18 protein-coding genes are annotated in these 25,090 nt (G+C 45.0%); 7 read left to right on the top strand and 11 right to left on the bottom strand.

What is annotated here, in order from left to right; genetic code table 11:
* Window positions 1-10: 10 nt before the first annotated feature.
* The 4 genes from ACXAGV_RS05550 (at window position 11) to ACXAGV_RS05535 (ending at window position 5,138) form a co-directional block, all read left to right on the top strand.
* A complete protein-coding gene (locus ACXAGV_RS05550) occupies window positions 11-2,317 on the top strand; it encodes a TonB-dependent receptor (protein WP_474872397.1) in 2,307 nt (768 codons plus the stop codon).
* 71 nt (window positions 2,318-2,388) lie between these two features.
* Window positions 2,389-3,069 carry a Fe2+-dependent dioxygenase gene (locus ACXAGV_RS05545; RefSeq protein WP_474872396.1) on the top strand — a complete coding sequence of 227 codons (681 nt, stop codon included), beginning with the start codon at window positions 2,389-2,391 and terminating at the stop codon, window positions 3,067-3,069.
* Window positions 3,070-3,270: 201 nt separating this feature from the next.
* Window positions 3,271-3,927, top strand: coding sequence for a methylamine utilization protein (locus ACXAGV_RS05540; protein ID WP_474872395.1), 657 nt, complete (start codon window positions 3,271-3,273; stop codon window positions 3,925-3,927).
* On the top strand, window positions 3,927-5,138 hold the full coding sequence (locus ACXAGV_RS05535; protein ID WP_474872394.1) for a hypothetical protein: 1,212 nt from the start codon (window positions 3,927-3,929) through the stop codon (window positions 5,136-5,138). The genes ACXAGV_RS05540 and ACXAGV_RS05535 overlap by 1 nt, the downstream gene beginning before the upstream one ends.
* Window positions 5,139-5,202: 64 nt before the next feature.
* Here the strand turns inward: ACXAGV_RS05535 and ACXAGV_RS05530 are convergent, their stop codons facing one another.
* The 5 genes from ACXAGV_RS05530 to ACXAGV_RS05510 all read right to left on the bottom strand — a co-directional run bounded on the left by ACXAGV_RS05530 (window position 5,203) and on the right by ACXAGV_RS05510 (window position 11,834).
* Window positions 5,203-6,198: a hypothetical protein gene (locus ACXAGV_RS05530; protein WP_474872393.1), complete on the bottom strand. Its 996-nt coding sequence runs from the start codon at window positions 6,196-6,198 to the stop codon at window positions 5,203-5,205.
* 43 nt (window positions 6,199-6,241) lie between these two features.
* The gene (locus ACXAGV_RS05525; protein ID WP_474872392.1) at window positions 6,242-7,435 is read right to left on the bottom strand and encodes an energy transducer TonB; all 1,194 of its coding nucleotides are present in this window, start codon (window positions 7,433-7,435) and stop codon (window positions 6,242-6,244) included.
* A gap of 53 nt (window positions 7,436-7,488) precedes the next feature.
* Complete coding sequence (locus ACXAGV_RS05520; RefSeq protein WP_474829517.1) at window positions 7,489-8,571, bottom strand: CNNM domain-containing protein; 1,083 nt, start codon at window positions 8,569-8,571, stop codon at window positions 7,489-7,491.
* Between the two features lie 147 nt (window positions 8,572-8,718).
* On the bottom strand, window positions 8,719-9,888 hold the full coding sequence (locus tag ACXAGV_RS05515) for an SO_0444 family Cu/Zn efflux transporter (RefSeq protein ID WP_474872391.1): 1,170 nt from the start codon (window positions 9,886-9,888) through the stop codon (window positions 8,719-8,721).
* 269 nt (window positions 9,889-10,157) lie between these two features.
* Window positions 10,158-11,834 (bottom strand): carbon starvation CstA family protein, encoded by a 1,677-nt coding sequence (locus tag ACXAGV_RS05510; protein ID WP_474872390.1) that lies wholly within the window; start codon window positions 11,832-11,834, stop codon window positions 10,158-10,160.
* Between the two features lie 315 nt (window positions 11,835-12,149).
* Here ACXAGV_RS05510 and ACXAGV_RS05505 point away from each other — a divergent pair, with 315 nt between their 5' ends.
* The gene (locus ACXAGV_RS05505) at window positions 12,150-12,668 is read left to right on the top strand and encodes a hypothetical protein (protein WP_474872389.1); all 519 of its coding nucleotides are present in this window, start codon (window positions 12,150-12,152) and stop codon (window positions 12,666-12,668) included.
* Window positions 12,669-12,785: 117 nt separating this feature from the next.
* Here the strand turns inward: ACXAGV_RS05505 and ACXAGV_RS05500 are convergent, their stop codons facing one another.
* On the bottom strand, window positions 12,786-13,826 hold the full coding sequence (locus ACXAGV_RS05500) for an alpha/beta hydrolase (protein WP_474872388.1): 1,041 nt from the start codon (window positions 13,824-13,826) through the stop codon (window positions 12,786-12,788).
* Window positions 13,827-14,145: 319 nt separating this feature from the next.
* Here ACXAGV_RS05500 and ACXAGV_RS05495 point away from each other — a divergent pair, with 319 nt between their 5' ends.
* Together ACXAGV_RS05495 and ACXAGV_RS05490 are read left to right on the top strand one after the other, a co-directional pair.
* A complete protein-coding gene (locus ACXAGV_RS05495) occupies window positions 14,146-15,033 on the top strand; it encodes a TraB/GumN family protein (protein WP_474872387.1) in 888 nt (295 codons plus the stop codon).
* Window positions 15,034-15,205: 172 nt separating this feature from the next.
* Window positions 15,206-15,676, top strand: a complete 471-nt coding sequence (locus ACXAGV_RS05490) for a type II secretion system protein (RefSeq protein ID WP_474872386.1) — start codon at window positions 15,206-15,208, stop codon at window positions 15,674-15,676.
* Window positions 15,677-16,298: 622 nt separating this feature from the next.
* Here the strand turns inward: ACXAGV_RS05490 and tuf are convergent.
* The 5 genes from tuf to rpoC all read right to left on the bottom strand — a co-directional run bounded on the left by tuf (window position 16,299) and on the right by rpoC (window position 25,079).
* Complete coding sequence (gene tuf, locus ACXAGV_RS05485) at window positions 16,299-17,483, bottom strand: elongation factor Tu (protein ID WP_012519826.1); 1,185 nt, start codon at window positions 17,481-17,483, stop codon at window positions 16,299-16,301.
* 63 nt (window positions 17,484-17,546) lie between these two features.
* Window positions 17,547-19,649, bottom strand: coding sequence for an elongation factor G (fusA, locus tag ACXAGV_RS05480; RefSeq protein WP_071952896.1), 2,103 nt, complete (start codon window positions 19,647-19,649; stop codon window positions 17,547-17,549).
* Window positions 19,650-19,676: 27 nt separating this feature from the next.
* Window positions 19,677-20,147, bottom strand: a complete 471-nt coding sequence (gene rpsG, locus ACXAGV_RS05475) for a 30S ribosomal protein S7 (RefSeq protein WP_014980519.1) — start codon at window positions 20,145-20,147, stop codon at window positions 19,677-19,679.
* 75 nt (window positions 20,148-20,222) lie between these two features.
* Window positions 20,223-20,597, bottom strand: coding sequence for a 30S ribosomal protein S12 (rpsL, locus tag ACXAGV_RS05470; protein WP_025257518.1), 375 nt, complete (start codon window positions 20,595-20,597; stop codon window positions 20,223-20,225).
* Window positions 20,598-20,906: 309 nt separating this feature from the next.
* A complete protein-coding gene (gene rpoC, locus ACXAGV_RS05465) occupies window positions 20,907-25,079 on the bottom strand; it encodes a DNA-directed RNA polymerase subunit beta' (protein ID WP_474872385.1) in 4,173 nt (1,390 codons plus the stop codon).
* Window positions 25,080-25,090 lie beyond the last annotated feature (11 nt).

Genomic DNA, 25,090 nt, shown 5'->3' with positions numbered 1-25,090 from the left:
GGGAAACAGGATGAAAAACACTAAATTAACTATGGGCGCCCAGACCATTGCCGCAGCTTTGGCATTCGGTAGTGGCGCGGCAATAGCCCAGGAAGAGATAGAAACGTGTAGCGATGCAACGTCTGCTGAATGTGAAGCCGTATCTGATGAAGCAATAGAACTGATTAAAATTCACGGCGTACAGCAATCCATCTACCGCTACAATAAATCTGGCGATCCTCGTCGCTTAGCAGACCTTGTTGATACACCACAAACCATTAGCGTTCTTACTCAAGACCAAATTCAAGAAAGCGGAAGAACAGACTTAAAAGACATACTGCAGGCACAGGCAGGCGTAACTTTAGGTACGGGTGAGAATGGTAATGCTTTTGGTGACCGCTATATTATTCGTGGTCACGAAGCGCGCAGTGATGTATTCGTTGATGGTCTTCGCGACCCAGGTATGACAACCCGTGAAAGCTTCGCAACCGAACGCGTTGAAATTACCAAAGGTCCTAGCTCAACCTTTGCCGGTCGTGGCTCTTCAGGTGGTGCGGTTAACTCTATCACCAAAAAAGCGTCTACCGCTTATAACTTTGGCCGTGTTGATGCCGCAGTTGGTACAGACGAGCATAAGCGTGTAACCGTGGATTTGAACAAAACGCTTACTGAAAGCAGCGCGGTGCGCTTAAACGGCCTGTATTCATCTGAAGATAAGCCAGGTCGTGAAGGTATTGAGCGTGACCGTGAAGGGGTTCAGCTTTCTTACGTGAATCAGCCTACTGACCGCTTGTCATTTACCGGGGATATTTATTACCTAAACGCTGAAGACATTCCTGATTTAGGTAGCTATTACGACAGGGATGCGGGCTACCCGCTTGAAGATATCCCTGTATATGCACAAGACGAAGACTTTCAGAACTCCGAAGTGACTACATTCACTTTACGTACTGAGTACGATATCAGTGACAACGTGCGTTTTTATAACGCCACCCGTGTAGGTAAGACAGAGAACGAATACATTACCACGGGAATGCGCGGCACTAACCGTGACGCAACCGACCCTACTGCACCAGGTGCTTATACACTATCGTTGAGCAACCACCAAGGTTGGCAGGAAGTTGACTATGTAACTACCCAGTTTAACCTATTCTGGGATACGGCTTTTGCAGGTATTGATCACCGTTTCGTGTTCGGTTTTGAATACACCGACGAATCGGTAGACAATGGCGTGTTCAATATGGACTACACTAATCCGTCAAACTGTTTAACCGGCGGTCGTCGCGGTGTATCTGAAAGTTACTGCCTACTAGATGGCAGTGGCAATGAAGTTGATAACATTAGTTCGTTGATGGGCAAAGCCTTTACCCGTGGCGATGTGGATGCACTATTCGACATTGAAACTTACTCACTATACGTTATGGACACCTTTGAGCTGACCGATAACTTTAATGTTTTCGCAGGCTTGCGTGTAGATAGCTACGACTATACTAATGCGACGTCGGGTCGTGGTGGTGATCAAGTGTATGCCTTCGAAGATGAGCTCTACAACGGTCACTTAGGGCTAGTGTACGATGTGACCGAAAACGGTAACATCTACGCTTCGTATAGCACGGCAACCAACATAAACGGCGGTGAATCAGATCTTGGTGCTAACTGTGGTTATGGCGGTATTTGTGGTACGCCCGAGCAAGCATCTCAAGCTGACCCTGAGCAAGTAGAAAACATCGAACTTGGCACCAAATGGTCGCTGTTTAATGAAAAACTTGTCGCAAATGCAGCGCTATTCCGCATCACTAAGAGCGACGTACACGAGAGTGTAGGTGATGCATACTCAACGCTTGGTACATTAAACACAGGTGAAAACCGCGTAGAAGGTATTGAGTTTGGCTTAAGCGGTGATATTACCGATAAGCTTAGCATTCAGGCGTCTGCTGCATTTATGGATTCTGAGATTCTTGAGTCTTACAGCGAAGATAACATCGGTCTTGCGCTAAGTAACTTCGCAGACGAAAGCTTCTACATACAAATGCGCTATCAGCCCAATGAGAAGTTTGCCTTTGGTGGAGACTATAGCTACCAGTCAGAAATGTACGGCGGCCAACCAGATACTGCAGCTGGCTATAGCGCTGAAACCGGAGAGTACTCTATCGTAGTTCCTGATTATCAAGTGGTTAATCTATTCGCCAACTACTATCACTCAGAGTCACTAACTTTCCGTGTTAACATTGGAAACTTGTTTGACGAAGAATACTGGACGGCAGCCTACCGTTCTGGCGCCTTCATGTATATCGGTGATGGTCGCAACATTACAGGTACCGTTAGCTACGAATTTTAATGCTAGCACAACCTAGGCGGGCAACCGCCTAGGTCTTTTTTATAGAAACCACTCTAAAAAGCGTTGAGAAAATGATTATTATTGATGACTTATTGACGAAAAGCGACGTTGCTCAGTTTCGTCAGCAACTGTCTAGTGTCCCCTTTGTTGACGGCAAGAATACGGCAATGGGAATGGCTGCAGGCGTCAAAAATAACGGTCAGGCGGATGCCCAAGACTCGCGTGTTCAACAGCTTGCTAACCTCTTGTTGAGTAAGCTAGGTAACCACCCCAAAGTTATCTCCGCAGCTCTTCCTCAACGCATTTTTCCACCGTGCTTTAATCGCTACAGTGAGTCACAAACCTATGGCTATCACGTAGACGCTGCAATTATGCGTATTCCAAATACGCCCGATGTCTTACGCAGCGACATGTCGATGACGATTTTTCTTACCGATAAAGACGAGTACGAAGGCGGTGAACTTGTTATTCAAACAGGTTTTGGCGAGCAAAAAGTTAAATGCGATGCAGGAAGCGCCATACTCTACCCATCATCAAGTCTTCATAAAGTCACGCCAGTCACTAAAGGCGAGCGTATTGCCGCTATCACCTGGCTGCAAAGTATGGTGAGCGACCAACAAATGCGTGAAACCCTTTTCCTGCTTGACCAAAGTATTCAGTCGCTAGTTAACGCGGGCACCGCAGAGCGAGAGCAGCTTGATGGACTTCATCATGTTTATCATAACTTGGTAAGAAAGTTCTCTCAGCTTTAATCGCTCTTAAATTCAAGCACAATCTGTGCACAAGTACTATCGCGAACGTTTTCTTGGGAGCGAACGAAATAAACACCTCGTCAACAAGGTCTTATACTAAAGGTGTAACGCAGTTGTATATTACTGGGTTTATTCTATGGATAATTCAACTAATGCTTTTCGTTGTAATACGTGGACAAGGTACGTAGATAAGGTACTTTAATGACATACAAAACCCTTTTTAGCGCCCTTCTTCTTATGGCTTGTTCAAGCATGGCGTTAGGACAAGATGAGCAAACCGCAAGGTTTTCTATAACGCTGAATGATAGTGATGGCACCCCCGTCGACAACGGCGTGTTTCTTTTTGAGCCTCAGTTCGAGGTAGAGGCGCATCAGATGCCAGAACAAGAACCGGCCGTAATGAATCAAATAGACAAACAGTTTGTTCCTCACGTGCTTGTAGTAAAAGCGGGCACAGAAGTGACTTTTCCTAATGCAGATAACTTGTTTCATCACGTCTATTCTTTTTCTCCCACAAAGCAATTTGAACTAAAGCTGTATAAAGAGTTTACTGCCGAGCCTTTGCGGTTCGACGCCGCAGGTGTTGTCGATATTGGCTGTAATATTCATGATTGGATGCTGGGCTACATTGTCGTCTCAGACTCTCCTTACTTTGGAAAATCTGATGATGAAGGACGGTCTTTAGTTTCACTTCCACATGGTGAATACACTGTACGTTTTTGGCACCCACAAGTAGAAGGTGAAAAGGCTTTCCCTCCACAGTCCATTTCTGTATCTGCCGATACTCAAGTAACATGGGCGCTTAGTACCAATATAATCAGTGACGACGGATTCGATTCTGGTTTCGGCGACTATTGATGCGGTTTGCTACTCAACTATTAACGCTATTGTCACTAGCATTTTCGTTAGCTAGTTACGCAGAAACAGATTTTTTATTGCGTGGAACGTGGGCACTAAAAGAAAATACGCAAAGCTTCCAAGGCTTTGGCCCAAACCACCAGCGATTCGAAGGTGATGGCTTACACTTTTCTCAAGCCGTTATCTCAACTAACCAGCGACTGTTTGACGATTGGACATTATCTGGTGTTATAAACGCTTACAGTGATGGCGAAGAGCGGCTCAACTTTTCTCAGCTATATCTCAAGTATCGGCCACTTAGTGCCTCTTCGATAAAACCTGAAGTAAAAGTTGGAGCATTCTATCCAGCCATTTCTGCTGAAAACACAGATTTTGGCTGGCTATCACCTCACTTCCTCACTAACTCAGCCATAAACAGCTGGATAGGGGAAGAACTCAGAACCGGTGGCATTGAATTTAGCTTTAGACAAAATGGCAGACAAGTGCGAAGTAACTGGTCATGGAAAGTATTGGGCAGTGTATTTAAAGGTAACGACACCACAGGTACGTTACTTTCTTGGCGTGGCTTTGCACTTCACGATAGACAGTCACTTTACAACGAACGGGTGAATTTTTTACCTATACCAGGTGTCATCGATGAAGATAGATTGGGTGCTCCTGCATGGACCGAACCCTTTAGAGAAATAGACAACCGCTTCGGCTACTATTTTGGCGCACATGTGGCGTACAAGCGTAAGGCTGAAATGCGCTACTACTATTACGATAACAACGCAGACGCCAATGCAGTCGAGTCTGATCGCATCTACGCATGGCATACACGCTTTCATTCGTTAACGCTTCGCTACATGTTTAACCCTAACTTTACGGTATTTTCTCAGTTGCTGGTGGGCGACACTCTAATGGGTGAAAGTATTGTAGATAACGATTTTAATAGTGGCTTTGTTGCTGCTGTATACAGCATGACTCCATACATGCTTGCTGCACGTGCTGACTGGTATCAAGTCAATGATAATGACAATTACGCGCTCGACCCTAATGGCAGTTTAGGGCGTGCGCTTACCATCAGCGCTGGGCGCAATATTAGCAAACACTTCTCAATAACCGCCGAGTGGCAAATAAACTCAGGCACTCAGCAAAACCTTCGCTTTTTTCAAGACAGCGAGCACTTTACCGAGCACTTGTTCCAGTTGGCACTTACAGCCACTTTCTAATTAACCTGCTTTCCATCAGAGTTATCTTTTTGCGTATTTAATCGACTTATATTGCTATTCTTTTCTAAAATAAACGCTTAGCGCAATCTGGTAGATTTTCAAAATCAAAACCCATGTTTTTCAGACTTTTACTGCCCAGTATCAGACTTCCAAAGGTACGATATTCAAGAGCTAAGCTTTTTTCAAATTGACGTTTGGCCACTTTCGGAAACGCTTTTCCCTCGATAGTTGAAAGGTACTTTTCTTCTCTTTTTTTGTTTAAGTATTTTTTAAATTGCGCTTTTGCAAATTTCACGGTTTCCACTTCCTTTTGAGAAAGTGCCGCTTCTAAATCCAAGGCATAACTTCCATTTTCGTGTCGCCGAACAAAATACAAATAACTGCGAAGCGCCGTTACATCAAGTTGCTCAAGCCCATAGCTAACATACGTTAAACTGTTCACTACATGTGCTTTTACTTGTTCATTGACTTGCCCTTCTATTTCGAAAATATGATTGGCTCGTGTCAGTTCTGTAACAATCAAATGTGACAAGGCAGTCGAAGTATTTCCCATTACCGTTAAATGACGAGCGGCATTATTTCGATGTTTCATAGGAACATCTCTGCGCTGCATAAGAGTCAATAATGCGAATAAATCATCGTTTTTTGCGTGTGCAATGAGATCTTGTAAATCCAGTTCTGCATAAGGCGCTAGCAAAGTAGCATTTGGTGATTCAAACACTGAATCTTCGGCGGCTAGTAAAATATCACCTCTCTCGATATCCCACTCTAAAGATTCTTTTTCGACTATTACACTCTCTGAATGCTTGGGCTCCGCTTCTATGGAACACCATCGACTTGCGCTGTGACTTTCTGGCGACAAAGAAACGTGAGGTTCGCTTTGCAGAATCGTTTGCGTTGAGTGAGATTCCTCTTGAAGACTAAGTTGGTGTACTGTTTCTTCGCCAGCCCTCTTGTTTGCGTACTTTGTATTGGGTTCAGCTCCAGATGAAACATCAAGCAAGTAGTAAAATAAAACCGCGACAATACCAATCGCAGCTATAAGTAACTTACGGTCCATCTGGTTAATTCCCTTTATCTAGTTTTAGCTAGTCTTAGCGAACTTATGAACTCTCAGCGACTTCGATTAGATCGAATGTGGTGGCATCGTCACCTTTTACCATAACCTGACATTGACCCCAGCTTTGTGGAATATGCCAAACGTGAGCCTCGGCTACGGTGAACTTTTCTCGATGAGAATCACAGCGCACTTCAACCGTATCAAGGTCGCCCTGTATGTTATTAAAAGCAAACTTATTTCTTACCAGTGTGTGGAACCAACGTCCGTTGTCTCCCATGCTTACGGGTACCTTAAGATTTTTTTCAGACGCAATAGATGTTTCAATCTGATTTACTATTGCGGCAATTTCGTCAATACGCGGTTGTTGCTCATCCATTTCTTGAAGCCTGCTGTACGACTTTAGGGCTTCTGCGTAATACCCGCGCTGCGCATCAAGAAGTATTTTCCTTTGTAATACGTAAGCCACATAATCGTCATCAAAAACGGAATTGTTAAAACGCTTTTGTCCATTACTGGCAAGTAAACGCGTTAGGCTTTTCGCTTCTCTTTCAATGTCGCCTTGTTCTCTTGCAATCTGTGACTCCAAGTTGAGCAACCAGGTATTCTCGTACCGATTTAACGTATCCCAGCTCAATAGCTCTTTAAGCGCTTCGTCTGCCGCTTCAACATTACCTGCTTTGAATGTTTTATCTACGTTTTTATACGCTTTAATAAATTTGCGAGTGGCGCCAGTTTTTCCGTTAATAGCAAAATCCATTTGAACCGCTTGATGGCATTGTTGAGTAGGTTCGCCATCTTTTAATGCAGGGTTATACTGCCACTTCTTAACTGCTGATAGTGCGCTGCGTTTGAAAGACGGACTTCCGAAGAAATCTTCGACAACAGGGTCTTTCACTCGACCTTCTTCATCGATAACGTAGCTCAGCCTAACCCAGCCTTCACGGCCTTTTCTCACGGCTGTAGTCGGGTATCTGGGATTCACTCGCTCAAGAGGAGTAGCAGGTGTGAATGAGGTTATTCGCTCAACTTCATTGGCTTTCGCTTCTGCAAGGGCTTTTTCTTCTGCTTCATCACAGGGAATGCTAAGTTCTTGTGCAGCTATACTTGAGGTACAAGCCGAAAAAAATAACACAGCGAGTGTAAACGGTTTTCGCTCAGCTATGTGGGCACGCCATGAAACATTTGTGCTGGCGCTTTTTTTAAAAAGCGAACGTTTAGTCGTTACGGCCCAAATCATGTTTATCATCCTTAACAGTTGTTTTAACGATTAACGCATTCTAAGTTTATAAGCTATTTCTTGTTTGCCGACTTTTCAAGCGATGCATCAGGCACATTTTTGATCATCATCTGCTCTTTACGCTTGGTCATCATTTTAGCAAGCCTACGCATGCTTACCGTGGTGTCTTTTTCATCTACGATATCAACACCTAACAAGCGTTCTAGCAAGTCTTCTAGCGTAAGCACCCCTTCTAAACCACCGTATTCGTCGACTACCAGCAGCATATGTACATGTTTATTGATGAAGTGCTCGAAGGTGACTGACAGCGGCATAGTGTTTAACACGGTAACCATATCTTTGGCATATTCTGAAAGTGGCTTGTCGGTGTTTCCTCTCGCCTGCGCGACCAACAAGTCAGACCGCATAACATAGCCAGTAATGTTCTCAGAATCACTATCTTCAAACACAGGTATACGTGAAAACTCAATATTTGCGTGCTTATGGAAAAACGCTTCCACCGTCATCGACTCTGAGACTTTAAACAGCGCCGTGCGGTGGGTAATGGCGTCTTTCACTTTCAGCTCGTGTAAGCTTAACAAGCTTTGTAGAAACGCCGCTTCATGATTAGCTAGCTGCCCTTCTTGGCCTGACAATTCAGCCATAGCGTGAAGTTCACTGCGGCTTAACCCGCGAAGTGGGCTGTCTTCTTTAAAGCCTTTCGTCATTAGCTCAGACATTTTAACGAACGGCATAAGTACAATTGAAAGGTATTTAAGAAAATATGCGGTTACCGGCGCTAATGCCCGCCAATAGGTAGCGCCAAGTGTCTTTGGAATAATTTCTGAAAAGATAAGAATAAGCAGCGTAAGCACTGCTGAAATAACACCTAAATAGGCATCGCCGAACACTGCGGCCGCTTGCGCACCTGCGCCTGCCGCCCCCATAGTATGAGCGATAGTGTTCAGCGTTAGTATCGCTGATAAAGGCGTATTTATATTATCGGTTTGCTTACGTAATAGCGCACCACTGGCTTTACCCTCTTTTTCTAGAACAGAAATGTACGCAGACGAAACACTCAGAATTACAGCCTCTGCAATGGAGCACAAAAAAGAAAAGCCCAGTGCAATGAAGACGTACACAATAAGTAAAAGCATGTAGTTATTCCAAGCGTCCTTGTAGGTTTAAACGCGTTTTAATTTTAATTAGATGAACGACTATTATGGATAATAGAGCGGGATATACAAGCGCTCTATGAATATCATTTGAGCACTTTAATATGAAAGGCATCCGCTGGGCTACGGTTAGCCGCAGCACGCCGAATGTTGCTCTTGGTTATGACGGTGTTGCTGCAGCTTTTTCACGCCCAGCCTCACCATAAGCCCAGCCAACAGGATTGCACATAACCCGTAGATTATCTGAACACTTGCCCCGTGCTCATGAACGTGGCTGGTTGTTTTTATCATTGAAGATAAAGAAAGCGAGGACACCAAGTAGTTAAGTGCATAACCAAAACCTATACTTGCAGAGATAACACTGAAAAGGTAAAGCACTAACGTTCGCGTGCCCATTTCTTGTTTGATCATGCCCATGGTTGACACGTTAGTGGCAGGCCCTGCCATTAAAAATACTAGCACAGCACCTGGTGATAGCCCGGCAGCCAGAAAGCCAACCGCTAGCGGTGTAGACGCGGTGGCGCATATGTACATAGGAATACCTATAAGTGCCATAACAAGCATGGCGACTACACCATCACCCCATTGCGTTAAAAAGTCGGTAGGCACCCAGGTTTTTATAGCGGCGGCGAGCGCTAAACCAATAAGTAGCCACACCACAATATCTTCGAGCAACTTGCCGCTGGCATATGAAAGCACGCTTGTGATTTTCGAAGGCGAAGACTCGGGTAAAGGCGTGTCTGTGCTTTCGTGGCTATGAGCATGTGTTTTTTCGCTTGCACAGCAGGAGATGCTGGCCTGTATTTGTGATTCTGGTTTGGGTGCTTGCTTTGACCCACAGCACGATGACTCCGTCACCTCATACTGTCGTTGTTGAGTTTCTTCTGCTTCTGCGAAAAAACGTACCATCGAACCAGCATAAATGGCGCTTGTAATGGCCGCGATGGGTCTAACAATGGCATATAGAGGCCCAAGCAATGCGTATGACACAGAGACACTGTCTACGCCAGTCTCGGGCGTAGATACTAAAAAAGATATCGTTGAAGACTTAGAAGCACCACTTCGGCGCAAACCGAGCGCGGCAGGAATAACGCCACATGAACAAAGTGGCAAAGGCGCGCCGATAATAGCTGCTTTGCTAATCGAGCCAAATGATGCACTACCCATGTGCTTTTCAAGAAAAGAGACAGGCACTAACTCATGCATCACTCCTGCGACCAGTAACCCCAACAGCAGCCATGGCGCTGATTCCATGAACAACGCAAGAAAATTTTGCCCTAGTAAAATGATATCTGACACATAGCCTCTCTTGTAACCCTGACATAAGCTGCCTTACTTGCAGACATACACTACTCGTGTACAAAGTCACCTAGTCTTAAACGCTTTAAATATTAACAGATATAAAGTGCGACAGAAAATCAACAAAACTGATTAGGCCAATTGTAAAAGCATAAAAATGGCCAGTACAAATGTACTGGCCGAATGTTGACTATCTCGAGAGTGTGCTTTTTAAACTCAGAGGTCAACCATGAAAAATCGAATCAGTGCTCAATAAGCCATTAAGCTGTTTATTCTTGTGCTACGTTTCCTTTTTTAAGCTTAGACACTACAGAGAAAGCTTCGAGCATGACGAGTACTGAAACCACCAGCACTACCGCATCTAAGAAGACCAACAAATAATTTCCTTCTACGTAGTACTCTTTAAGCTTTATCAGGCCAGCAAAGAAAGCCATGATCAATACGAATACCATGGGTATTAGCGTATACCTTGCAGGACGGCCCAGCTTGATCAACATAACCGATATCACTAGTAGGGTAAGACTTGCTAGGATTTGGTTAGTCGAACCAAATAGGGGCCATATGATCATACCGCCGCTACCTGACGCACCGCCTGCACCAAATGCAAGTAATAAACAGCAGCCAACCGCCACAAGGGTTGCTATAACGCCGTTTTTCAGTGCACCAATAGAATAGATATCGCCCCACTCTTGTATGATGTAGCGCTGAAGACGTACACCAGAGTCCATAGTTGTACCTGCAAACAGTACAACCATTACCGCAAGGATCGTTGAAGAGAAATCTACCGGCAATCCCCAACCTTGCTGAATTAGGTTCGCGCCACCTGTGATAAATGCACCCACGCTACCCGCACCCAAGTGGCTGTATACTTCGTGCCATTCTTCAGGTGAAGCTGCGAACGCCACACCGCTAACCGCGACAATGGTAATAAGTGCCAATGAGCCTTCACCGACCGCGCCCAAATAGCCAACAAAGCGCGCATCTGTCTCTTTGTCGAGTTGCTTAGAGCTGGTACCCGATGACACAATGCCGTGGAAACCAGAAACCGCACCACACGCAATAGTGACGAACAACAGCGGGATAAGGCTTGGTGAATCTATTGCCGTTTGCGTATTAAATGCCGGCGCTGTGATATCCGGCATGGCAAAGAATACCGCACCGTAAAGCAAGAATAAGCCAACAAGCAGCTGCATACCGTTAATGAAATCACGAGGCTGTAGCAACATCCAAACTGGTAATAGGGAGGCAATAGCAGCATAAACAAAAAGAATGATTATCCAATTCGCTTTATCGGCCAAACCAAACATGGTTTCCGGTAGACTCAGTGGAATATAACTGCCTGCATATACCGAGGCGTAAAGCACGATAATGCCGACAAGGCACAAAGGAATAAGGCTGAAGTTACGCTTTAACAACTGACCGATAATCAATGCAACTGCAATCGCCATCCACGCAGGAAAAACCGCATTGGGCTGAGACACAAAAGAATTAGCGATAACAACACCGAACACAGCGTTAACCATAAGAAGGACTAGGAATATTACTATCATGAAAAGCGCACGGGAGCGTTTACCGATAACGCTCTCAGAGAGTGCTCCCATGGATTTTCCTTTATGACGAGCGCTTGCCCATAGCGCGCCCATATCGTGGACACCGGCAAACAGAATAGTGCCGAAGACAACCCAAAGTACGGCAGGAACCCAGCCCCAATAAACTGCGATTGCTGGCCCTACTATGGGTGCTGCGCCTGCTACTGAGGTAAAATGATGGCCCCATAACACTACTTTATTGGTAGGAACAAAGTCGACACCATCTTGCATGGTATGGGCTGGGGTTACAAAACTATCATCCAGTTTGAATATGCGGCTCGCAATAAATTTTGAATAGACGAACCAACCGAGCAACATTCCAATGATGCCCAGTATCACTATGGCAATAGACTGCATATTATTATCCTAATATTGTTTTTCTAAAGCCTTTAAAATTCTAGCGTGTATCAAAGTTCAAAAGGCTCGTGTCTGTCTTTTAACATTAAACCATTTGTCGCCATGGTTTAACGCCATTGTAAGACTAAAGTCTAACTCGAACTTAGTTTTTTCCAACTCTTCATACCACTTGGTTGATTTTTTACGACTCTGATTCGCACAAGCTTGAGCCAAAACGGTTACTTAACGTAAATTTTGGTCAAATAAGAAATCAGCACTTTAAATAAGATGCATTCTCGTTTATAACTACGCTCTTTTTTTGGGGCGGATAAAAATATGGCATCACCTAAATTTCACATGGCTTTTCGCAAATATCACCGTTGGCTTGGTTTTTTTCTCGCGGGCATAATGGGGGTATACGCTATCAGCGGCATTCTTTTGATATTTCGCCCTACCGATATATTGAAGTATGAACAAGTCCAGACCAGGCAATTTGAAGCAAACCTATCAGGTGAAGAACTGCTGCCTTTGCTTAAAATGAGAGGTAGTAAAGTCACAAGTGAAAACGTAGACGAAATCGTACTTAATGTAGGCCAGTACAATAAAGCTACGGGTGAAGCCACTATCACCAAAAAAGACTATCCTCTCGTTCTGTCTAAAATGGTGAAGCTTCACAAAGCAACGAACAATAGTCCTCTCTTTTGGCTTAATATTAGCTTTGGCGTAGGCCTGCTGTTTTTTGTGATTTCCGCGTTTTTGATGTTTGTTCCCAAACTACCCATGTACAAGAATGGGCTTAAAATTGCCGGTATCGGCGCTATCGTTACTGTATTAACAGTAATCTTTGGTTCGTAAATTTTGCTTTGTAGTGTTTGCTTGGTTGTGATGGCTTCTAAATATTCGTTTAGTTAAGTCTGTGTTATGCCGCGCTTAGTACGCATACTGAACGGTATGCGTACTGGCTAATTAGAATCAGATGGCAGAGAGAAAAAAGGATTTCATCGACCTGTAAGTGGTCTCCGACTCTGGCGTTTTATAGAAAATCAAATATTCGGCGTGGGATAGCCCTTCAAAGAATTCTATTTGCGCAACACCTCCACTATCACGTATTGCACGACTCACTCTTACCGTATCGCTTAAAAACATGTCTCGCGTCCCTGTCACCAGCAAAGTTGGCGGGAATTCTTCAAAAGAACTGTAAAGTGGCGATATAGCTGGGTCTGTTAGTGCTTTTTTGCCAGCATATAGTTTTGCGGCAGCTTCAAGTACCCCATCGTAGGTCACCAACACACCATCTATACCCTCATTTGTAGAAAGGCTATCGCTGGTTTTGGTAAGGTCGGCCCAAGGCGTGCCTGCATACACAGCTTTGGGTAGAGGGCTTTTGCTGCTGATGAGATACTGGACTAGTGAAAGCACTAGACCACCTCCAGCCGATGTTCCTCCCACAAATACATTTCCCTTACCAACTCGGTCGAGTAAAGCATTGTAAACTGCAACTACGTCATCCAAAGCAGCGGGAAAAGGAAACGTTGGTGGCATTCTATAGTCAACGCTATATACCACGATACCTAACCGTTCAGCGACGAGAAGCCCTTCTTCGATACTCGGCAAACCGCCAAAAAGCACAAACGCCCCACCATGAATATCAAGATAAACCTTGTCTTTAAATTCAGGAGTAATCGTTCTAGGTGTCAGCTTGCGCACTACCACATCATTTAAATCAATAAGCTCAACATCCACGTTAAGCTCTTTCTTCATTTTTTTAATCTTTTTCTTTTGCTCGCTATTTCTAGCGTGAACATAGTTTCTCCATGCTTCATTAGTACGAGGCGTACTCGCTACTATTTCTTCTTTGGCGAAGTGGGGAAATGCTGAGATGCTTTCTATGAGCGCCTCACTGGCTGCTTGGGGTAATGGTGGCTTATTGCTGTGCATAGGGCTTGTAGTAGCTAATGTAGTAGGAGTAAATAACAATGCAAGTACGTACATCAGTAGGTATATTAATTTCATAATGAATAAACGCCTTACGTAAATGTGTAGCTTTCTATAAGAGTTAAGGTACGTGAACAAAGCTGTAATACCAATCCGCATAAATGTAAAGCTTAGTCTGATTTGCGGCTTCAATTGCTAGCATTCACCTAGACCTAAATGCGCCTTTTCTAGGTAGTCTGAAAAAACTGCACTAAGTACAGGTTATATCTAGATTGCATTTTGCTATGCTAGCTTATAATTTACTCACTACCGTTAAAATGATTACGACTTTTTTTGAAAGCGAAGGGATGCTAAATCGCACGCTTTAGCTAATAAGTACATAACCTTAGGGATGAAGATGAAAAGCTTTTCTATACACAAACTACTGTTCTCATTAGGACTCGCTGTATCTACAGTAACAACTGCTATAGCCGACACTGATAGCCAAACGTCCGTTTGGAAAATATCTAACGGTGAAGATGCCGTATATGTAGGTGGCACTATCCATATTTTACCCATTTCTGAATTCCCTCTTCCGAGTGAATTTACCGACGTTTATGAGCAAGCAGACACACTAGTGTTCGAAGTCAAAATGCCAGCTTCCACAGACATTGAAGGCCAACAGAAAATGATGGCAGGGCTTGCCTACGCACAAGGTAAGTCGCTCAAAGATGATGTATCAGAAGAAACCTATCAAGCCCTTAATGCTTATTTAGCTAACTTCGGCGCTACTGCTGATCAGTTAGCTCGATTTAAGCCAGGCATGGTTGCATCAATGCTAGTTGCTATGGAAGCACAACGCTCTCAAATGGCTGGGCAAGGGGTAGATGCCTACTTCATGCAGCTAGCAGCACGCGATGGTAAAGCAAGCGAATACTTAGAATCACTAGATTTTCAAATCAACATGCTTGCGAACATGGGCGCGGGTGAAGAAGATCGCCTTATTTCTGAAACGTTAGAAACCTTACCAGAGCTAAAAGAAATGCTACAAAACACTATAAAAGCATGGCGAAACGGCGACACTGAACAAATTGATGAGTTGGTAGTAGATACATTTAAACGTGAATCTCCGGCTTCTTATGATGACGTGTTTACTCAGCGTAACCAAAACTGGCTACCTCAACTTGAAGCTATGTTCGGTGACGAAGACCTAGAGTTTGTTTTAGTGGGTGCGGGGCACCTAGTGGGTGAAGACAGCGTTATTGCCCTATTAGAAGCTAAAGGTTACAAAATAGAACAAATGTAATTCGCTTTTGGCACAGGAACTTCAAGACTAAAGCTAGGCAAATGCCTAGCTTTTTTATATCAACATTTGGTTAAAATTAGACTTAGGCTTATGTCTAAATTGAAACGTTTATTCAATGGTATACACTTTAACTAGGTCGCGAACGGTTTAAGGCTTCCAAGTACGGTAAGGTATGCACGTTAAAAATAAAGGCTTCACTTTAATAGAGCTAATTATAGTAATTGTTGTGCTTGGCATACTTGCTGTTACTGCTGCACCTAAACTTTTAAACATTCAAAAAGACGCGCAAGTGGGCGCGCTACAGGGCTTAAAGTCTGCCTTAGTCGCTTCTTCAGATATTGTCTATGCAAAATCACTCCTTGAGGGCGTTGAAACCAGCGCTGATACCACCTTAACTTCAGGTATTCGCGTACGTTATGGCTACCCTTACGCAACACAAACAAATTTGAAACTCGTAGCAGACTTCACCGAAGTAGATTGGAAATTAACAGGCTCGGCCCCTGAGGTTACCTTTACTCTAGAAAGACAAACTAGCGGCTTTAGCAATGATGAGATTGAAGAAGACGAAGTATGTAAGCTTACCTATCGTCATCCCAATCAAGGTGAGAAGCCGACTATAACCGTCAATGACTGTAATGCGTAACGCAACGTTCTCGTAGCAATAATAGAGACTTCTCGCGCTTCCCCCTCTCCTTTACAAGCTTTCATTTCACGTAGAGTAACGGGCGTGAGTGTATGCTCTCTGCCCGCCGGCATCGCAGGAAGGTGGTGTCGTACCTCTTACTGAAAGCAGGGATGGTTTCACGGCGAGCTCTCTCCTCACCCCAAAGCTTTCTGCTATGCAGATTGCGAAGGAAGTGAAGCCCCATCGAAAACTGATCGTAGCAGGGACGCTGCTGAGAAGCCGCCATGGATGGTTTTACTGTGTGTTTCTTCTTATCCCCCCAACTTCTTGCTGTGCCGCAAGAAAGAAGTGATTGTTTTGCCCTCTGAAGCCCTACACCGCAGCGACGCAGTGTAGATGCCCCCATGGATGGGTTTACGGCGTGTTACTTCTTCTCCCCCTCAAACTTTTTGCTAAGCCGATCAAGGAGGGAGTGAAGCCCCATCAAAAACTGATCGCAGCAGGGACGCCGCTGCGAAGCCGCCATGGATGGCTCTTCGGCGTGTTTTTGATGGGGCTTCACTCCCGACCTAAAAAATCGCAGGCATAAAAAAAGCGCACCTAAGTGCGCTTTTTTTGGGCTTGTGTTGCTAAGTCTAGATTAGTCTAGGATCTTAGATACAACACCAGCACCTACTGTACGACCACCTTCACGGATTGCGAAACGAAGACCTTCTTCCATCGCGATCGGAGCAATTAGCTCAACTTTGAATTTAAGGTTGTCACCAGGCATTACCATTTCTACGCCTTCTGGAAGCTCTACTGCACCAGTTACGTCAGTTGTACGGAAGTAGAACTGTGGACGGTAGCCTTTGAAGAATGGAGTATGACGACCACCTTCATCTTTAGACAGTACGTATACTTCTGCTTCGAAGTTAACGTGTGGAGTGATTGAACCAGGCTTAGCTAGTACTTGACCACGTTCAACTTCATCACGCTTAGTACCACGTAGAAGAACACCAACGTTCTCACCTGCACGGCCTTCGTCAAGAAGCTTACGGAACATCTCAACACCAGTACAAGTAGTCTTAGTAGTGTCTTTGATACCTACGATTTCTACTTCTTCACCAACCTTGATGATACCTTGCTCAACACGACCTGTTACAACAGTACCACGGCCTGAGATTGAGAATACGTCTTCAATTGGAAGGATGAACGGCTTGTCGATTGCACGCTCTGGCTCTGGGATGTATGAATCAAGCGCTTCACCAAGCTCGATGATTTTCTTTTCCCACTCTGCGTCGCCTTCAAGCGCTTTAAGAGCTGAACCTTGGATAACTGGTAGGTCATCACCTGGGAATTCGTATTCGTTAAGAAGTTCACGAACTTCCATTTCTACTAGCTCTAGAAGCTCTTCATCATCAACCATGTCACATTTGTTCATGAATACGATGATGTAAGGAATACCAACCTGACGACCAAGTAGGATGTGCTCACGAGTCTGTGGCATAGGGCCATCAGTCGCAGCTACTACTAGGATACCACCGTCCATCTGAGCAGCACCAGTGATCATGTTTTTAACGTAATCAGCGTGTCCTGGGCAGTCTACGTGTGCGTAGTGACGAGTAGGAGTGTCATACTCTACGTGTGAAGTAGAGATGGTGATACCACGTGCTTTCTCTTCAGGCGCGTTATCGATTTGATCGAAAGCCTGAGCAGAACCGCCGTAAGTTTTAGAAAGAACTGTAGTGATAGCTGCAGTTAGGGTAGTTTTACCGTGGTCAACGTGGCCGATAGTACCCACGTTTACGTGGGGTTTCGTACGTTCAAACTTTTCTTTTGCCATTTTTCTCGTTTCCTAAGTTAAAAGTCCGACCCACCAATAGACCGGACCGAACCTTCATTTAGATTAAATTCTAGATTCAATAATAGCCTGCGCCACATTGTTCGGCGCCTCAGAATAATTGAAGAACTCCATTGAGTATGAAGCACGACCTTGTGTTTGTGAACGCAAATCAGTTGCGTAGCCAAACATTTCTGAAAGCGGCACTTTTGCACGTATTATTTTAACACCTGCTACGCCATCTTCCATACCTTCGATCATGCCGCGGCGACGATTAATGTCACCAACTACATCACCCATCCAGTCTTCTGGAGTAGTTACTTCAACTTTCATTGTGGGTTCAAGCAACACCGGATTTGCTTCTGCGGCGCCTTTTTTGAAACCCATAGAGCCGGCGATCTTAAACGCCATTTCAGAAGAGTCAACATCGTGGTAAGAACCATCAAACAAAGTAACCTTTACATCTAGTACTGGGAACCCTGCAAGAACACCACTTCGCATCTGCTCCTGAATTCCTTTATCGACCGCTGGAATGAACTCTTTTGGTACAACACCACCGACGATTTCGTTCACAAATTCGTAGCCTGAACCTTCTTCCTGAGGCTCAATGCGTAGCCATACATGACCAAACTGGCCTCGGCCGCCTGACTGACGAACGAACTTCCCTTCCACTTCAACAGATTTACGAAGGGTTTCGCGATAAGCAACCTGTGGGTTACCTACGTTACATTCAACTTTAAATTCACGCTTCATGCGGTCGACAATGATATCAAGGTGAAGTTCACCCATACCTGAGATAATTGTCTGACCCGTCTCGTCATCAGTTTTAACTTTAAACGATGGATCTTCTGCCGCGAGTTTGCCTAAGGCAATACCCATTTTTTCTTGGTCAGCCTGAGATTTAGGCTCTACCGCTATTGAAATAACAGGGTCAGGGAACTCCATACGCTCTAGCGTGATAACGTTATTAGGATCACAAAGCGTATCACCCGTAGTTACATCTTTAAGTCCGATAGCGGCGGCAATGTCACCTGCGCGTACTTCTTTAAGCTCTTCGCGGTCTTTTGCGTGCATCTGCACAATACGCCCGAAGCGCTCACGCTTGCCCTTAACAGGGTTGTAAACCGTATCACCTGTGTTTACTACACCCGAGTAACAACGGAAGAAGGTCAACGTACCCACAAATGGGTCGGTCGCTATTTTAAATGCTAGCGCTGAGAAAGGCTCATCGTCGCTTGAATGACGCTCTGCTTCAGTCTCGTCTTTATCGTCAAGCACACCAGTGATGGCTTTAACTTCAGTTGGAGACGGAAGGTAATGAATAACAGAGTCTAGTACTGCCTGAACACCTTTGTTTTTGAAGGCACTACCACAAGTGGCAAGAACAATTTCGTTGTTCAGTGTACGCGTACGAAGGCCTAAACGGATTTCTTCTTCAGTCAGCTCTTCGCCTTCCAAGTACTTGTCCATAAGCTCATCAGACGCTTCAGCAGCCGCTTCGATCATTTCGGTGCGGTACTGCTCAGCGGTATCTAAATATTCAGCTGGAATGTCTTCATAGGTAAATGTCATACCCATGTCTTCTTCATTCCAGTTGATGGCTTTCATCTTCACAAGGTCGATGACGCCATGGAAATTCTCTTCAGCGCCCATGTTGATTTGAATCGGAACACAGTTTGCGCCTAAACGCTTGCGGATTTGACCCACAACACGTTCAAAATCAGCGCCAGCCCGGTCCATTTTATTAACGAACACTAGGCGTGGCACTTCATATTTGTCAGCCTGTCGCCAGACTGTCTCTGATTGAGGTTCTACCCCAGAAGACCCACAGAATACAACCACTGCACCATCTAGTACACGTAATGAACGCTCTACTTCGATAGTAAAGTCAACGTGTCCAGGGGTGTCGATGATGTTAATTCTGTGCTGATCGAACTGTTGCTCCATACCAGACCAGAAACAAGTCGTTGCAGCAGACGTGATAGTAATACCACGCTCCTGCTCTTGCTCCATCCAGTCCATGGTAGCAGCACCATCGTGCACTTCACCGATTTTGTGAGACAGTCCTGTATAAAACAGGACTCGCTCTGTGGTCGTGGTTTTACCCGCGTCCACGTGAGCCACAATACCAATATTGCGATAACGCTCAATCGAGGTCTTACGAGGCATAAATCTCTCTCAGTTAAATAACGTTGATTACCAACGGTAGTGAGCAAACGCTTTGTTTGCTTCGGCCATACGGTGAACGTCTTCACGTTTCTTAACCGCTGAACCTTTGTTGTCTGCTGCGTCTAGCATTTCAGCCGCTAGGCGTTGTGCCATAGACTTTTCGCCACGTTTACGTGCAGCTTCTACCATCCAACGCATACCTAGCGCGTTACGACGAACTGGACGTACTTCAACTGGAACCTGATAAGTTGAACCACCAACACGACGAGACTTAACCTCTACTGTTGGGCGGATGTTATCAAGCGCTTCCTCGAAGATATCTAGGTGTGCTTTGCCGGTTTTTTCAGCAACAATATCAAGCGCACCGTAAACGATTCTTTCAGCGACTGACTTTTTGCCGTCGAGCATTACGACATTCATGAATTTCGCAAGCAGTTGTGAACCAAATTTTGGCTCTGGTAGGATTTTACGTTGACCTACGACTCTTCTTCTTGGCATTTTCTATTCTCCGTATGAATTCAGGGAAAACCCAAAACTCTTAAACTTCAGTTTGGCCTTACTAACGGAGAACCGTTAAGATTTAGGCTTCTTCGCGCCGTACTTAGAACGGGCTTGTCTACGATCGTTTACACCTGCGCAGTCAAGAGTACCGCGAACTGTGTGATAACGAACACCTGGTAGATCTTTAACACGACCACCACGGATAAGTACTACACTGTGCTCTTGTAGGTTGTGACCTTCACCACCGATGTATGAAGAAACTTCAAAACCGTTAGTTAGACGTACACGACATACTTTACGTAGTGCAGAGTTTGGTTTCTTAGGCGTAGTAGTATATACACGAGTACATACACCACGTCTTTGTGGACAAGCTTGTAGAGCAGCTACGTTGCTTTTTTCAACGGGCTTTCTACGCGGCTTGCGCACTAACTGGTTAACTGTTGCCATTAACTAGCTCCTGATTAAAAACTACGAAAACCCAATCACTGTGATTGGGTCCATATTAATGCGATTAATTGTTTAATCGCGCTTGTTTGTGAACATTGTGCTCGTCAATATTCACTGAGCGCTGATACGAAAAACCGCGACCGTTTATCGAGCCATTTGATGGCTATCCAAAATCGGGTCGCGGAATATTAAAGATCATCGCTCTGACTGTCAAGGTGTACAAAGGTTAAGCAGTTAATTTATCTGCAATCTGTACAACTGGACTGCCAAATTGTTAGGAGTACGTTAACGTACTCCTATGATCATGCCTTATTCGGCAGTATCTTCGTCTGCACCTGCATTAAGCGCTTCGGTTAGTGCCTGTTCTGCTTCAGCAGCAGATACTGACATTTCTTCGATTTGCTCTTTGCGACGTTGTGCACGGCGTTCATGGTAAGCGAAACCGGTACCCGCTGGAATTAGACGACCAACGATTACGTTTTCTTTCAGACCGCGTAGGTCATCTTCTTTACCCTGAACCGCAGCTTCAGTTAGAACACGTGTTGTTTCTTGGAACGATGCCGCTGAGATAAATGACTCAGTAGACAGTGACGCTTTAGTGATACCAAGCAGCTGTGTTTCGTACTGCGCTGGGATCTTACCGTGTTTTTCAATTTCACGGTTAGCCACTTTAACGTTCGATACTTCAACCTGTTCGCCTTCAAGGAACTGCGTATCGCCTGGTTGAGTGATAACACACTTACGTAGCATCTGACGAATAACTACTTCAATGTGCTTATCGTTAATCTTAACACCCTGTAGACGGTATACTTCCTGAACTTCGTTCACGATGTAGTTTGCTACTGCTGAGATACCACGTAGACGTAGGATATCGTGTGGAGACTCTGGACCATCAGCGATAACTTCGCCTTTTTCCACTTTCTCACCTTCGAACACGTTAAGCTGACGCCACTTAGGAATCATCTCTTCGTATGCATCACCCTCAGCAGGTGTAATTACAAGACGCTTCTTACCTTTGGTCTCTTTACCGAAGCCGATAGTACCTGAGATTTCTGCAAGGATTGCAGGCTCTTTAGGCTTACGAGCTTCAAATAGGTCCGCAACGCGCGGTAGACCACCCGTGATATCACGAGTCTTCGAGCTTTCCTGAGGAATACGTGCTAGCACGTCACCTTCGTTAGCCACTTTGCCTTCTTTCGCTTCGATTGTGGTGAAGCTTGGAAGACGAATTTCTTGAAGACCGAACTCGTCGCTTTCAAGAATTAGCTTAGGCTCTTTCGCGTTAACTTTCGCAAGGTCTTTAACAACGATACGGGTTAGACCAGTAAGCTCGTCTTGCTGCATTTCGGTGTTAGAGTCATCAATGTCTGCGAAGCTAATCTTAGCTGCACGTTCAGTGATGATTGGGTGACTATGCGGATCCCAGTTAGCAACAATGTCGCCAGCTGCAATCGTTGCGCCGTCATCCACGCTAAGTACAGCACCGTAAGGTACTTTATAGCGCTCTTTCTCACGGCCTTGCTCGTCGATAACAGTAAGTTCTGTTGAACGAGAAACAATAACCACTTTACCTTCAGAGTTACGTACGAACTTCGCGTTGTGTAGCTTAAGGCTACCTGCTGTTTTCACTTGTACGCTGTTCTCAGCAGATGCTCTTGATGCCGCACCACCGATGTGGAACGTACGCATGGTAAGCTGTGTACCTGGCTCACCGATTGACTGTGCTGCAATAACACCAACTGATTCACCGCTACCCACCATGTGACCACGTGCAAGGTCACGACCGTAACACTTAGCACAAACACCGAAGTCGTTGTCACAAGTGATTACCGAGCGAACCATGATTTGGTCTACTGAGTTAGCTTCAAGCATGTCTACTAACGCTTCGTCTAGAAGAACGTTACGCTCTACTAGTACTTCGTTAGTACCTGGCTTAAGTACATCTTCTGCTACCACACGACCTAGTACACGCTCGCGTAGTGGCTCAACAACGTCACCACCTTCGATTAGTGGTGTCATTTGAACACCTTCGAATGTGCCACAGTCGTCGTTAGTGATTACCAAGTCTTGTGCAACGTCTACTAGACGACGCGTTAGGTAACCCGAGTTAGCTGTCTTAAGTGCGGTATCCGCTAGACCTTTACGAGCACCGTGAGTTGAGATGAAGTACTGTAGTACGTTCAGACCTTCACGGAAGTTCGCCGTAATTGGGGTTTCGATGATTGAGCCATCTGGCTTAGCCATCAGACCACGCATACCTGCTAGCTGACGAATCTGAGCGGCACTACCACGAGCACCCGAGTCGGCCATCATGTAAACAGAGTTAAATGATGATTGCTCTTCTTCTTCGCCATCGCGGTTAATTACGATGTCAGTCTTAAGGTTATCCATCATGGCCTTAGCAACTTTTTCGTTGGCATTTGACCAGATATCGATAACTTTGTTGTAACGCTCACCCGCGGTAACAAGACCGTTTTGGAACTGTTCCTGAATTTCAATAACTTCTGCTTCCGCTGCATCGATGATGTCTTTCTTCGCAGCAGGAATAACCATATCGTCGATACCAACAGACGCACCCGCGATCATCGCGTAGTGGAAACCGGTATACATGATTTGGTCAGCAGCAATTACTGTATCTTTCAGACCTAGCGTACGGTAACAAGCATTCAATAGTTTTGAAATTTGCTTCTTGCCCATTGCTTGGTTGATGATTTCAAACGGCAGACCCTTTGGAAGGATCAATGAGAAAATTGCACGACCAACAGTAGTGTCAGTTAGCGTTACTTTCTCAGTTTTATTGCCATCTTCATCGATGTCATATTCAGTAATACGTACTTTAACGCGAGAGTGAAGCTCAGCATTACCTGTACGGTACGCTTTTTCTGCTTCATTCGGGCTGGTAAATACCATGCCTTCGCCTAAGCCGTTTACTTTGTCACGCGTTAGGTAATAAAGACCCAATACAACGTCCTGTGAAGGTACGATGATTGGCTCACCGTTCGCTGGAGACAGGATGTTGTTCGTTGACATCATAAGTGCACGTGCTTCTAGCTGTGCTTCGATTGTCAACGGTACGTGTACCGCCATTTGGTCACCATCGAAGTCGGCGTTGTACGCCGCACACACTAGAGGGTGAAGCTGAATCGCTTTACCTTCAATTAGTGTAGGTTCGAATGCTTGGATACCCAAACGGTGAAGTGTAGGTGCACGGTTAAGTAGTACCGGGTGTTCGCGGATAACGTCGTCTAATACGTCCCAAACCTCTGGTGCTTCGCGCTCTACAAGCTTCTTAGCTGCTTTAATTGTTGTCGCAAGACCACGACCTTCAAGCTTACCGTAGATAAACGGCTTAAATAGCTCAAGTGCCATCTTTTTAGGAAGACCACACTGGTGAAGACGTAGCGTTGGACCAACGGTAATTACAGAACGGCCTGAGTAGTCAACACGCTTACCAAGAAGGTTTTGACGGAAACGACCTTGCTTACCTTTGATCATGTCTGCAAGCGACTTAAGTGGACGCTTGTTAGAACCGGTAATTGCACGACCACGACGTCCGTTATCTAGAAGCGCATCAACAGACTCTTGAAGCATACGCTTTTCGTTGCGTACGATAATGTCTGGAGCAGCTAGGTCTAGAAGACGCTTAAGACGGTTGTTACGGTTGATTACACGACGGTATAGGTCGTTAAGGTCAGACGTTGCAAAACGGCCGCCATCTAGTGGTACTAGAGGACGTAAATCTGGTGGTAGTACCGGAAGAACCGTCATGATCATCCACTCTGGCTTATTACCAGACTGTTGGAATGACTCAAGTAACTTAAGACGCTTAGTAATTTTCTTACGCTTGGTTTCAGAGTTGATTGAAGGCAGCTCTTCACGCATAGCCGCTACATCTGCGTCTACGTCAAGTACCGTTAGAAGATCGAATACTGCTTCAGCACCCATCTTCGCGTCAAACTCGTCACCGTGCTCTTCAAGTGCATCCAAATACTCTTCTTCGTTAAGAAGTTGGCTGCGCTCAAGTGTAGTCATACCTGGCTCTGTAACCACGTATGATTCAAAGTAAAGTACACGTTCAATATCACGAAGTGTCATATCAAGCATAAGGCCGATACGAGACGGTAGTGATTTAAGGAACCAGATGTGTGCAACCGGGCTAGCTAGCTCGATGTGACCCATACGCTCACGGCGTACTTTAGTCAGTGTAACTTCAACGCCACACTTTTCACAGATAACACCACGGTGCTTAAGGCGCTTGTACTTACCGCAAAGACATTCATAGTCTTTAACCGGACCAAAGATACGCGCACAGAACAGACCGTCACGCTCAGGCTTGAACGTACGGTAGTTAATTGTTTCAGGCTTTTTAACTTCACCAAATGACCATGAACGGATCATGTCAGGTGAAGACAGACCAATTCGAATATTATCGAATTCTTCGGTCTTGTTTTGTTGCTTTAGAAACTTTAATAAGTCTTTCACATTACTCTCCC

The sequence above is a fragment of the Alteromonas sp. ABH4_453 genome (assembly GCF_056160665.1).
The sequence above is the reverse complement of the archived record's forward strand: the minus strand, read 5'-3'. Positions and strand labels throughout refer to the sequence as shown.